This is a genomic window from Thermodesulfobacteriota bacterium (assembly GCA_039028315.1).
Lineage (GTDB): Bacteria > Desulfobacterota_D > UBA1144 > Nemesobacterales > UBA2774 > CR02bin9.
In genome coordinates this window covers 1-12953 of sequence record JBCCIH010000041.1, presented here as the reverse complement: position 1 = coordinate 12953, position 12953 = coordinate 1, and the positions used below count along the sequence as shown (strand labels likewise).

The 12953-nt window shown below is 40.8% G+C and carries 12 protein-coding genes; 6 read left to right on the top strand and 6 right to left on the bottom strand.

Annotation, left to right across the window (positions count from 1 at the left end; translation table 11 throughout):
* On the bottom strand, positions 1-1163 hold a 1163-nt coding region (locus tag AAF462_04105), incomplete at its 3' end, for an aminotransferase class I/II-fold pyridoxal phosphate-dependent enzyme (GenBank protein ID MEM7008297.1).
* A gap of 97 nt (positions 1164-1260) precedes the next feature.
* On the opposite strand from AAF462_04105, the gene AAF462_04100 reads away from it, so the two are divergent.
* Genes AAF462_04100 through AAF462_04080 form a run of 5 tightly spaced genes read left to right on the top strand, consistent with a single transcriptional unit; the run spans position 1261 to position 5590 of the window.
* Positions 1261-1644, top strand: coding sequence for a septal ring lytic transglycosylase RlpA family protein (locus AAF462_04100; protein ID MEM7008296.1), 384 nt, complete (start codon positions 1261-1263; stop codon positions 1642-1644).
* 51 nt (positions 1645-1695) lie between these two features.
* Positions 1696-2376: a septal ring lytic transglycosylase RlpA family protein gene (locus AAF462_04095; protein ID MEM7008295.1), complete on the top strand. Its 681-nt coding sequence runs from the start codon at positions 1696-1698 to the stop codon at positions 2374-2376.
* Positions 2377-2406: 30 nt separating this feature from the next.
* On the top strand, positions 2407-3279 hold the full coding sequence (dapF, locus tag AAF462_04090; protein MEM7008294.1) for a diaminopimelate epimerase: 873 nt from the start codon (positions 2407-2409) through the stop codon (positions 3277-3279).
* A gap of 2 nt (positions 3280-3281) precedes the next feature.
* Positions 3282-4517, top strand: a complete 1236-nt coding sequence (locus tag AAF462_04085; GenBank protein ID MEM7008293.1) for an amidohydrolase family protein — start codon at positions 3282-3284, stop codon at positions 4515-4517.
* Positions 4518-4531: 14 nt separating this feature from the next.
* Complete coding sequence (locus tag AAF462_04080) at positions 4532-5590, top strand: gamma-glutamylcyclotransferase family protein (GenBank protein MEM7008292.1); 1059 nt, start codon at positions 4532-4534, stop codon at positions 5588-5590.
* Here AAF462_04080 and AAF462_04075 read toward each other — a convergent pair.
* Positions 5570-8425, bottom strand: coding sequence for an FAD-linked oxidase C-terminal domain-containing protein (locus AAF462_04075; protein MEM7008291.1), 2856 nt, complete (start codon positions 8423-8425; stop codon positions 5570-5572). The genes AAF462_04080 and AAF462_04075 overlap by 21 nt on opposite strands.
* A gap of 95 nt (positions 8426-8520) precedes the next feature.
* Here AAF462_04075 and cofC point away from each other — a divergent pair, with 95 nt between their 5' ends.
* A complete protein-coding gene (gene cofC / locus AAF462_04070) occupies positions 8521-9177 on the top strand; it encodes a 2-phospho-L-lactate guanylyltransferase (protein ID MEM7008290.1) in 657 nt (218 codons plus the stop codon).
* Here cofC and AAF462_04065 read toward each other — a convergent pair whose 3' ends face one another.
* The 4 genes from AAF462_04065 to AAF462_04050 form a co-directional block, all read right to left on the bottom strand.
* Positions 9178-10611 carry an aldehyde dehydrogenase family protein gene (locus tag AAF462_04065; GenBank protein ID MEM7008289.1) on the bottom strand — a complete coding sequence of 478 codons (1434 nt, stop codon included), beginning with the start codon at positions 10609-10611 and terminating at the stop codon, positions 9178-9180. It lies immediately after the preceding gene.
* A 2-nt stretch (positions 10612-10613) separates the two neighbouring features.
* Complete coding sequence (locus tag AAF462_04060; GenBank protein MEM7008288.1) at positions 10614-11450, bottom strand: MqnA/MqnD/SBP family protein; 837 nt, start codon at positions 11448-11450, stop codon at positions 10614-10616.
* Between the two features lie 17 nt (positions 11451-11467).
* On the bottom strand, positions 11468-12268 hold the full coding sequence (locus AAF462_04055) for a menaquinone biosynthesis protein (protein ID MEM7008287.1): 801 nt from the start codon (positions 12266-12268) through the stop codon (positions 11468-11470).
* Positions 12269-12336: 68 nt separating this feature from the next.
* Positions 12337-12953: deoxyguanosinetriphosphate triphosphohydrolase (locus tag AAF462_04050; protein MEM7008286.1), on the bottom strand; the 617-nt coding region annotated here is incomplete at its 5' end.

Sequence of the window (12953 nt, the reverse complement as noted above, 5' to 3'; positions counted from 1 at the left end):
ATCCCTCTAACTGCCTGCATAATGCGTTTTTCATTTTCCACAAGCGCAAACCTTACAGAGCCCTCGCCGTAATTTCCAAATCCAATTCCTGGAGACACAGCAACCTTGGCTTCTTCGATAAGCTTCTTAGAAAACTCGAGAGATCCCATGCTTCTAAATTCCTCAGGGATCTGGCCCCATACAAACATGGTTCCCTTTGGTTTTGGTATGTGCCAGCCTGCTCTTGAGAGTCCTTCAACCAAGCGGTCTCTCCTTAGCTTGTAAAGATCTCTTATTTCATCAACGCACTCCTGCGGGCCGTTAAGCGCCGCAATCCCTGCTACTTGCACAGGGGTAAAAATGCCATAGTCCATATAGCTCTTTATTCTTTTTAGCGCTGATACAATTTCGGGGTTCCCGACCATAAAGCCTATTCTCCACCCCGGCATGTTATAACTCTTGGAGAGCGAGTAGAATTCCACGCCCACTTCCTTTGCCCCCGGGATCTGAAGAAAACTAGGCGCCTCATATCCGTCATAGCAAAGCTCAGCATAAGCAAGGTCATGAACTACTATGAGCCCAGATTCCTTAGCTAGCTCATAAATACTTTTGAAAAACTCTAGGTCCACTGTCTCGGTAGTAGGGTTGTTAGGAAAAGAAATCATAAGCACTTTTGGTTTTGGCCAAACTTCCTCTACCACTTTCTTTATTGATTCAACTAGGTCCTCTCCGCTTGAAAGAGGAACACTCTGCACATCACCCCTTGAGATAATCACGGAATATATGTGTATCGGATAAGCAGGGTTTGGCACTATCACCGTATCGCCCGGTGAGAGTATAGAGAGCATAAGATGCGAGATCCCTTCTTTTGATCCTATAGTTACCACAGCCTCAGTTTCGGGATCGAGATCTACATCATACTTTCTTTTATACCAGTCGCATACGGCTAGTCTTAGCTTCGGAATTCCGGCAGATGCAGAGTATCTGTGAGCCCTGGGGTCACTGGCAGCCTCTATTAATTTGTTCACAATATGATCAGGCGTAGCCTGGTCAGGATTGCCCATTCCAAGGTCAATAATGTCCTCGCCCCTAGCTCTAGCCTTAGTCTTAAGCTCATTTACTATGTTAAACACATAAGGGGGGAGTCGTCTTATGAGTGAAAATTCTTCTGGTGATTGTGGCATCTGGGTTCCTTTTTGTTTAGGAATAATAATATGTTAATCCTTGACAATCTCAAGGAGAATAAGCCAAAATATTTATTTTTACGGAAAAACCGGGTCGATGAAAGTCAAAATCTTACTACTTGGTCTATTGCTGTGTGCTCTCTCACCAATTCAGAGCTTCTCATCTGAGGCATATCCTCAGTATGGGAATGCATCATGGTACGGCGGCAAATTTCACGGCAGAAAAACTGCGAGCGGTGAGCGTTTTAATAAGTATGAGTTTACTGCTGCTCATAGAAAATTGCCCTTTGGCACGATAGTCAGAGTCACCAATCTGAGAAATGGAAAAGATGTATATGTTCGAATTAACGATCGAGGCCCCTTTATTAAGGGTAGAATATTGGACCTATCCCTTGCTTCTGCTGAAGCCCTTCATTTTAATCGTAGAGGGGTGATAAGAGTCAGAATAGATATTATTTCACTCCCCGGGGATGCAGCATAAAACCTGGTCTCTCTTTAGAATAGTAAGGCCGTGTGTTAAAATCCAAGAAAGATGAAAATCAAAATTCTTCTAATATTAGCAGTAATTCCAATCTTATTTGCGTGTGGTAAAAAGGATGTTGGCTCATATCCGGCACCTGCGCCAAAACCAAAGCCGCACTCACCAGGATATACAATTGAAGGATCAACCCAGATAGGGCTTGCCTCATGGTACGGTTTAGAGGAGCATAACAACTATGCAGCCAGCGGAGAGCGTTTTAGTAAGTATGACTATACAGCTGCTCACAAAACTCTTCCGCTAGGAACAGTTGTAAGAGTTACCAACTTAGAAAATGGAAGAGATGTCGTGGTAAAAGTGAACGACCGCGGCCCATTTGTAGGGGATAGAATTATTGATCTCTCTCATGCCCCTGCGCAGTCGATTGACATGATACAAAAAGGGGTTGTGAAGGTGAAAGTTGAAGTGGTCTCAAGCCCTTCAACGAGAGACACAAACTATTTTAATCCAGAGTATACTGTGCAGGTAGCTTCATACACTAGCAGATCTAGTGCAGATAATGCAAAAAGACAGCTTGAGTATGATTTTAATAATGTCAGGATTGAGTCTGCAAAAATAAACGGAAACACTTATTACAGAGTTCGGGTGGGGCGCTACACATCTAAAAAGGATGCCCGAAAAGCTGCGTCAAAACTAAAAAAGAAAGGCTATACTACCAGGGTTATTCTCGAGTAGTTAAACTCATCTTCCAAGAGGACAATTAATATGGATCAATTTGTTAAATCACATGGACTGGGAAATGACTATTTTGTCATGGATCAAGCTCAGATTTCGTTTGAGCTAATCCCGGAAGTAATAAAGCTGCTGTGTCACAGAAACTACGGCGTCGGCTCTGACGGTATACTCCTTCTTGTGCCTTCTGACAATGCGGACTTTGGTCTTAGAATCCTAAATCCTGACGGTAGCGAGGCTGAGAAGAGCGGTAACGGGCTTAGGATATTTGCTAAGTATCTTTTCGAGCATGGGCATACAAACAAAGAAGTTTTTAAGATTGACACTCTAGGAGGAATTGTAACCGCGGAGCTAGAGACCAACGGCGGCCATGTTCCATTTGTAACAGTAGAGATGGGGGACGCTATTTTTCAAAGCGATCTAATCCCGGTTGCGGGCGATAGCAGGGAAGTAGTGCAGGAAGAGATAGAGGTTAGTGGAGAGAAGTTACAGTTCACTGCAGTATCAGTTGGAAATCCGCACTGCGTTGTGTTTGTGGATGAATTAGATGAGGCGCGGATTAGAAGGCTCGGTCCTCTTTTAGAGACAAACGGGCTTTTTCCAAACCGCATAAACGTTCAGTTTGCAAAACCACTTAGCCGAGACAAGGTCCAAATATTAATCTGGGAAAGAGGTGCCGGCTATACCTTAGCTTCGGGAAGCAGCTCATGCGCTGTGGCATCAGCATGCGTTAAAAATGGATTTACTGATGGAGATGTAACAGTCTCTATGCCGGGTGGCGAGCTTGATATAAATATTAGAGAAGACTGGTCAATCAAAATGCGCGGCGCCGTTGAAGAGGTAGCTGTGGGAAATCTGAGTTCAGATATACTAAATAGAATTAACGAGATAAACGGCAAATCTTAAATATGAAAAAGTTATTGCTATCTGCTGATACAATCCTTCCTATTTCTTCAGATCCTCTAAAAAATAGTGCCGTGCTTATAGAAGATGGAAAAATATCTGATATAGGCCCTTTTTCAAAGCTTAGAAACCAGAACGATAGTGTAGAAGAAATAAATCTTGGACATGGAATTTTATTGCCCGGTTTTATTAATGCACACACCCACTTAGAGCTTGGTTGGATTCAAGAAAAAATAGGGGGTTTTAAAGGTTTTACCCAGTGGCTTCAGCAGATAATAACGGCTAAAAAAAAGGGTGTTTCTGATCTGGATATTGAGTCATCAGTCAAAAGCGGAATAAAGAGCCAAATTGAGTCAGGTGTAACAACAGTAGGGGAAATATCATCTTACGGCGGTCTTGATATTCCCATTCTAAAAAACTCTGGCCTTAGAGTGGTCCTATTTAGAGAAGCAGTGGACAGCAAAGAGGACACTATGGATTTTGATAACTTTGAGAGCTCTGATCTGTTTGAAGAACGTCTTTTCCCGCATGCTCCTTACTCGTGCAGTCCTAAGCTGCTTGAGCGCGCCGTTGAATCTTATAAGAAAACTAAGCATCCCATGGGAATTCACTTGGCAGAAAGCCCTGATGAGATTGAGTTTGTAAACCGCAAAGCAAATAGTTTTGAAGATGAAATTTTTCCTCTCATTGAAAAGAAATCATTTAAACGAATCAAAGCTAAAACTCCGTTTTCATATTTAAAAGACATGGGGTTTTTTGATGATAATAAAATCACTGCGATACATATGGTTCAGGTAGAGCCGGATGAGATTGCTGAGCTTAGAAGACTAGACATTGGGATTGTGCTTTGCCCTAGAAGCAATCAATTTCTTCAAGTTGGGCTGCCACCTCTAAAAGAGTATGCAGGCCTAAGTAGAGTTGGGCTAGGTACGGATGGTCTTTCAAGCAACTATAATTTAAATTTCTTTGAGGAGATAAGAGAACTTCACCTTCTTTGGTCAGATTCTTTAGCTAAAGAGGCCTCATATGAGGTAGTCTATGCAGCCACATTGGGCGGTGCAAGGGCTCTGTTTCTAGAAGATAAGATCGGCAGTCTTGAAGTTGGCAAAGACGCTGATCTTATTTTCCTAAACGCTGAAGCAGAATCTAAAAATCCCTACCTAAAGATCGTATCCTCTGACTCAAGTGATTTAGAGTTTGTAATGGTCAGAGGAAATATTCTTTATTCAAAAAATCACTAGCTCATATATAGAAAATGGCATCACCAATAAACAAAGTATTTGTCTATGGAACCCTCCTTCAAGGAGAAGTTAGGTCTCAATATATGGCTGATTGCAAGCTCCTTAAAACATTGGAAATTCCTGGGCATTTGTATGATACAAAAAGGGGCTACCCGACCGCTATTATTGATGAAGATTCAGATAATAAAATCTTCGGGGAGCTATATTTAATGGACAGGCCCCAAGAAAAATTAGAACAGCTAGATGAAGTAGAAATGGTAGAGGATAAACAGTATGACCGCATCTCAGTAAAGCACGAAAATGTTGAGTTTTACACCTATATTGCCGGCCCAGGCCTAAGTGATTTTTGCCGCCAGAATTTTGAGATTGAAACAGGCGACTGGAGGGCATATGAGTCCATTTCGTTTTATGATCCCTTGGCATTTATAAGAAATTTTGAGGACCGTCAGAAATATCTCTATAGAGAGCCTGTGACAAAAGAAGCGAAAGGGTGTATTTATCTAAAAGGTAATACTCCCGTTTTAATAAGTGCTCCTCACTCAAGCGTTCATCAAAGAATGGGAAAACTAAAACGTCAGGAATTTTATACAGGAGCTTTAACGGCGCTACTAAACTCCATTACTGGGTGCCATGCTCTATACACAAATCGTCTAATGGAAATCGATCCGAATTACTATGACGAATCACCCTACAAAAAAAAGCTTGTCGACATAGTCCAAAGTAATAATATTAAATTCATTTTAGATATACATGGCACTGGCTCAGAGCGTGGGAATGACATTTATCCGGGCACCGGAATAGAGAACGAATTTTTACTGGGCAACTATGATCTTTTGGAAAAGCTAGAAACAAGAGCCAGCATCCACAAAATTTCAGTTGGGGGGCTTGATGTTTTCCCTGCAGCCAAGCAGATGACTGTTACAAAATATGGAGCAAAGGTTTTAGAAGTGCCATCGATGCAGCTTGAAATAAACCGGAATTTGAGAGAACCTGAGAAATCTCCTAAAGAGTTTATGAAACTGATTAAGTTTTTAAAGGAGTATCTTGAGAACCTATCTAATCTGATCAGCTAAAACTTGAGCTATGTGTTTAGTTTTCTTCTGAGAGAAATCTTCAATTTGATGTCTGCATGAGACTCCGGAAACAGCTATTATTGTATCCTCTGAGGTTCTTCTAATTGCAGGTAAAAGTCTATCTTCTGCAATTTGCTTTGAGATTTCATAGTGCTCGCTCTCATATCCGAAACTTCCTGCCATCCCGCAGCATCCAGCCTTACTTTCTTGCACCATGCATCCTGAGTGTGATAATAATTCAACTCCCGATCTTTCATTTATTAGTGAGCGTTGATGGCAGTGCTCATGATAAAACACTTTTGGTCCCTCATTTTTCCACTCTATATTAAGCTCATCTATGCTATGTAGATTAAGTAAGAATTCATCTAACATGTAGGAATTTTCTGATATCTTGAGTGCATCCTCATTGGTAGGTAAAAGGTCTAAATACTCATCTCTAAAAGTCAGTATGCAGCTTGGTTCAGTTCCGATTATCGGGATGTTGTTTTTTGCATAAGGGGCGAGGAGGTTTACATTTGTAACTGCCAGATTACGAGCCTGATTTATCATCCCTTTACTTAACATCGGCCGCCCACAGCAGGCTCTATTTGGTACTAAAATTACTTCAAATCCAGCTTCCTCAAGCAATCTTACTGCTGATTGTCCAATCTCAGGATGATAATAACTGGTCCAAGTGTCGTGAAAGTAGACAACTTTATTAAGTGCTATGTTCGCAGTAGAATGTGATTTATTCTTAAACCAATTTGTGAAGTTATTTTTGGTCAGGTTTGGCAATGATCTTGTAGTGCTTATACCAATTTTGGATAAGAAAAACTTAGTCAGAGAACTATTTTGTAGAGCATTTGAGAGAGATGGGAAGATAGAGCTATATTTCCCTATATAGTGTGAATAACCAAAGAGTTTGTCTCGAATAGAAAATCCATTCTCAGCATGATAATGAGCCATAAATTCAAGCTTCATTTTGGCTATATCTACCCTTGAAGGGCACTCTGATTTACATGCTTTACAAGATAGGCATAAGTCGAAAACTTTGTGCATTTCGCTACTTTCTAGCGAATCTTTTTCAAACTCACCGCTGAAGACTGATCTTAAAATATTTGCCCTTGCTCTTGTGGTATCAATCTCATTTTTTGTGGCCATATATGATGGACACATAATTCCCTCCCCTAGCTTTCTGCAGACTCCCTGACCACTGCACATCTGTGCCGCGCCCTCTAATCCGTTATCAGAAGACCAATCTAAATAAGTATCGATTCTTGGGGGAGAATAGTTTTCTCTAAAACGAAGGTCATTCAAAATTGCTGGTCCGTCCACAACTTTTCCGGGATTAAAAATTCCTTCAGGATCAAATATGGACTTAAGCTCCTTCATCGCTCCATATAAATCACTTCCAAAAAGTTTCTCATTTAGATAGCTTCTCTGAAGGCCGTCTCCATGCTCCCCACTCATAACGCCTCCGTATTTTAAAGCAAGCTTAAATGTTTCATCGGTTAGCTCCTGCATTAGTTCTCTTCCCGAATTTGATTTTAAATTGACTAGCGGTCTTATATGAAGACACCCTGCGCTGGCGTGGCCGTAGAATCCGGCCCTGGTGCCCAAGCGCTCAATTAGCTCTGTAATATCTTGAGTATATGATGCAAGCTGATCCACAGGCACTGAGACGTCCTCTATACAAGGAATAGGTTTATGCTCATCTCTCTTACTCATAAGCAGACCTAGCCCAGCACGTCTTACGCTCCAGACATTGTCTTGATCATTTTTTGAAAAAGCATATTGGATATCACATTTAATATTATTGGCTATTAGATTAGATTTAAGATTAGATGCTTTACTCTTAATTTCATTTTCCGTATCTCCATAGAACTCAACAACCAAAATGGCCTCTGGCTCTGAGTCAATAAAGCTAAGTAGCTTTGAAAATGATGGGTTAGAGCGTGTGAGATCGGTCAAATATTTATCAATCAGTTCAATTGCCGAAGGAGAGTATTCTAGTATTTTTGGCACGGCCTCCATGGCGCTGAACATTTTATTAAACTGTAGTATTACAAGTCCTGTATGATTCGGCTTTTCAACTAAGCTGAGCGTAAAGTCTGCTGCCAGACCTAAGGTGCCTTCAGCACCTGCCAGGAGCTTTGCAGGATTAAATTCACTTTCTAACAAGTAATTTAAACTGTATCCAGACGCTCTTCTCCAGTGCTTTGGGTAATTGTTTTCAATAAGATTGGCATGGTTATCTCGAAACAGTTTCAGTTTACTATTTATTTCATTACTGGTATTTGCATCGCTAAGCTCAAAGCTCTCGCCGCCTCTAAGATATAAATTACAACTCTCCACATTATCTCCAGCCATGCCGTATAGAATTGAGTGTGCACCGGTAGCATTATTCCCGACAACGCCGCCAATGGTTGCAATTTTTGCGGACGAAGGATCGGGTCCAAACATAAGCCCATGATTTTTCAGCTCACGGTTTAAGTTCTCAAGATACATGCCAGACTGAACCCGAACTCTTTTCTCCTTTATATCTAATTCAACAATTTTATTAAGATATTTGGATAGATCTAATATAAGAGAATGCCCTACGCACTGACCTGCCAGGCTTGATCCGCTTCCTCTTGGTAGAATTGTGACACCGAAATTACTTGCTATCTCGAGCGAGAGCGCAATGTCTTCATAATTTTTTGGAACAACAATTCCAACTGGCTGAATCTGATAATTCCCAGCATCGGTGCTGTATAAGGTCTTGGATATTCTATCAAAATATACGTCGCCGCTTATCTTTTTTTCAAGCGATGACTCGAGATCTTTGTATAATGAGTCTTTGCTAAGATCAGCCATTTGGAGAGTTATTATAACTTGCGATGGGCTTATGAAGAAAAGTTGGGTATTCTATCGTTCTCTTAAATTGCCTAATAGTTAACTCAGGGATTTATATGAAATTTGTTATTGTTCCAGTAAAAGATTTATCCAAAGCAAAGGAGAGGCTATCTCCACTTCTGCCTCAGAGCAATAGAACCGCGCTAGCCTATGCAATGCTTGAGGACGTGCTCCTTGCACTTAAAGACTCAAAGGCAGATAGAAAATTGATTGTAACTCTCGATGAAAAGGCAATTGAAATTGCAAAGGGTCTTGGCATTGAAGTAATAAAAGAGACTGAGCAAAATGGAGAAAGTGCCTCAGTTGATTATGCATCAAAAGTTTGCATGGAGATGGGGGCCAAATCAGTATTGGTCATACCTGGCGATGCACCGCTTATTACTTCAGATGATATAGATTTTATAATTGATCAAGAAAAAGAAGAAGATTCAATTATTTTTGTTCCCGCCCGTGATCATCTGGGCACAAATGCATTTCTTAGAAAGCCGCCCGATGCTATCCCTTCTATGTTTGGTCACGATAGCTTTAATAAACATAAGAGCGAGGCCGACAAAAGAGGCATAGCTTACCAAAGCTTTGAAAACCCCAGAATAGCTCTTGATATTGATAATCCGGATGATTTACAAAAATTTATCTCTGTACAAAGTGATACAAAGGCCTATAAAGAATTAGAACGTTTGAACCTTGTAGAGAAAATCAGAGAATACGGCTAACTAGTAATCAAGGTTTACTGCGAGTAGTTTGAGTTCGGTCATATCTTCTATTGCGTAGCGTATTCCTTCCCTTCCAACTCCAGAGTCTTTTATACCGCCGTAGGGCATATTCTCAACTCTAAAGCTTGGGCAGTCATTTATAACAACTCCGCCAGTTTCAATTATGTCATATGCTTTAAATGCTTTTTTCATATCTTTGGTGAATACGCCCGCTTGAAGACCATAGCGTGTATTGTTTACTAGTTCTAGGGCCTTATCAAAATCCTGGTAACGCTCAATCTGCACTACAGGGCCAAAAACTTCGCTACAGCTTACGTTTGAATCTGGAGTTACATTTGTTAAAACGGTGGGCTCAATCAACTTCCCGTCTCTTGATCCGCCGCAAAGCATCTGTGCCCCATTCTCAAGCGCCTCATCTATCCATTTCATTATTCTATCAGCCGAATGATCATCAATCACAGGTCCAAGATCAGTATCCTCTAACATCGGGTCTCCCAATTTTAGCTTCTTTGTCTCGTTTACGAATTGGTCTAAGAATTTATCAAATATCTTCTCATGCACATACATTCTCTGAACAGAGATACAGCTCTGCCCAGCCTGATAAAAAGCTCCCCAGGCGTTACGGCTTGCGGCAAAATTAAAGTCCGGGGGGTCTTCGTCTATTATTACTGCAGCATTTCCGCCTAGCTCCAAAGTTACTTTTTTCTTTGGATACTTTTTCATTAAATCCCAGCCTACTTCATCACTTCCTGTAAAAGAGATTTTCTTTATTCGCTGATCCTCTATTACAGGTTCAATCTGTGAGCCGGGCAGCGGCACAATATTGAGCATGCCTTCAGGCAGCCCTGCTTCAATAGCAATTTCTCCAAGCATAAGAGCAGAAATTGGGGTCTGGGAAGCCGGTTTTAGAATTAATGCGTTAGCAGAGGCAATAGCTGGGGCGACTTTGTGCGCAACCAGATTTAATGGAAAGTTAAAGGGAGAAATCCCCATAACTACTCCAAGAGGAAAACGCCTTGAAATTCCAAAGCGTTTTTCACTGCCGGCGATTATATCAAGCGCAAGCACCTCGCCGCCAGAGAATCTATTTGCTTCCTCTGCCGCAACTGAAAATGAGGTTTTTGCTCTCTCAACTTCTAGCCTCGCGGTTTTAAGCGGTTTTCCACCTTCTTTAACTAGTGTCTGGGCAAACTCGTCTTTTCTTTTATCTATGCCCTCTACTATTTTTTTTAGAATGGAACTTCTTTCATAACTAGGTATATCTCTAAAGCTTCTGGCTGCGCTTTCAGCATGGTCTACAGAGCCTTTTGCCGTATCAAGATCAGGAATATTAATAATTCCGACAACATCATTATTATAAGGATTTTTGATCTCACTCTTGTTATCGCTAAAAACCCACTCGCCGTTAATCAGATATCCATATTCTTTAGACATTTCTACCCTTCGAGCACATCAAGCTTAGGTTTCTCTGAAATTATCCCTTTATCATATGCTTTGTTGAATAACAGCTCAAGTGCTGCTTTTCCTTTCTCACCCAATTCAACCGTGTACTCGTTTACATACATTAATACAAATTTCTCTCCTACATCATGTCCCATGCCCCGTCCCCATTCCATGGCATAATCTAGCGCTTCATCCTTATGAGATAGTGCATACTCTATGCTTTCCTTATGAACCCTGTGAGCTTCTCGTTGATATATCTCATCAATATCACGCCTAACTACGTTCAATCCAAGCGGCAGCGGAAGTGGGGTTTCTTGTGCCCAGAGCTCTCCGATATCAAAAAAAAGTTCAAGTCCTGCATCTTTATACGTAAGCTGACCCTCATGAATTAAAAGCCCAGTTTCGATATCGCCCATCTGCACAGCCGGCATGATCTCATCAAACGGCATCTCAACCGGTATAAAACCGTCGGCATATATGCAAAGCTGAAGATATGCGGAAGTTAGCATACCGGGAACTCCGATACGCTTTCCCTCAAGAGTCTCTATTTTTTCTTTTGAGACTACAATTGGGCCATAACCCTCGCCCATGCTTGCTCCGCAGGACATTATTCTATAATCGTCCTGAACTTTAAGATATCCATGAGCTGAAATTGCGGTAACTTCAAGCTCTTTATTCAGTGCTCTTTTGTTTAACGACTGTATATCTTCAACTACTTGAATAAAGTCGACAATTTCAGAGCCTACTTTTTTCTTATCGATAGCGTAGAACATAAATGCATCATCAGCATCTGGGCTATGCCCAAGTTTCATTTCAATTTTCTCGGTCATCCGGGTCTCCTATTTTTCTACTCAGTGTACAAATTTAAATCTGAAATCTCCTGTGCCAGATTTAATTTAGAAAGTAGCTCGCTGTATTTTATTATCCCTTTGATTTCTTCTCTACCCAAGTCATATTTGATTCGTTGTGTTAAATATTTAAGGCATATATCATAATCCATACCCATCTTTTCAGATTCTAATTTGGCAATTTTATCAACCGCGCCAAGTCCGTAATTCTTAGATTCTATAAGAGCATTTAAATTACCTTCTAGTATAACATTATCCCTTACTGCAAATACTGCATAGACGAATGGTAGACCTGTTTCATTGGTCCATATCTCACCTAAGTCATATAGCTTGTAAGTATCCTGAGAATCATAATATCTTCTGAGTCCAGAGTCTCCAATCAGCATTGCGCCGTCAACGCTGTCCATCACATCTTCTTTGTCTATATCTGAAGAAATATATTCAGGCTTGATATCATTAAATAGCTCAAGAACAATTCTTAGAAGCGCAGTTGAGCTCTGTGAGCGCTTATCCACAGCTACAGTTTTCAAGTTTTTGATATCTGATTTTGCCAGCACTATTACACTATCAACTTTGCCAATTGATGAAATTGATATGTTAGGCACTACTCTATAATGTTTTCTTTGAAGCAGTTCGGCTACAGGAATAAGACCGACATCAATGTATTTATTTTGTAGTTTTTCTGATAGCTCTGAGGGCGGGGTCTGGATTAATTCAAACCCGTGCGAGATCAGGTTATTTTCAATTGCGTATGTAAGCGGCTGTGCGTTTAAAAAAGATACCGAACCCAGTTTTATCAATCTTCTCACCGATGAATATCTTAATTTCTATATATTAGGAAGATATAGGTTACCTGAAATTGCTGTTCTTAAAATGCGCTTATATCGCCTTGCCAGCGTCTTGGGAGAAAAATCTTCTCATATAACGATATTGCATATGAATCCGTCATGGAAGCAATGAAATCACATATGGTCCTCTCCATTGTCTCCCCGTCTCTTACAGGTCTGTCGTAGAGTTTCCTAAACTCTTCTTGGTGCTCGCAAAAATAATAGAAAAGCGCTTTAACCAGTCTTTTTGCCTTATCGAAGTTGTTTTTTATCTTCTCATTCATATAAACCGTATTAAAGAGATAACTCCTAAGCTCCATCATGGCTTCTTCTATCTCTTTGCTTACCACAACTTTATTCTCCCCAACTTTAAGCGTTTCCGTTATAATATCGCTCACCATTCTGTTAATTCTCTGAGAATTGCTTGCTCCTAGTGTGTCTATACAATTTTTGGGCACCTCTTGTATAGATATTATCTCTGAGCGGATTGCATCATCCAGGTCATGGTTTGCATAGGCCACAAGATCTGAGATCCTAACAACCTGGCCTTCCATTGTCTCTGGTCTGTATTTGGGGTTATCGATAGGACCCATGCCCTTTGAGTGTTTAGAGATGCCGTCACGTACTTCATATGTGAGGTTTAGTCCCTGCCCGCCTT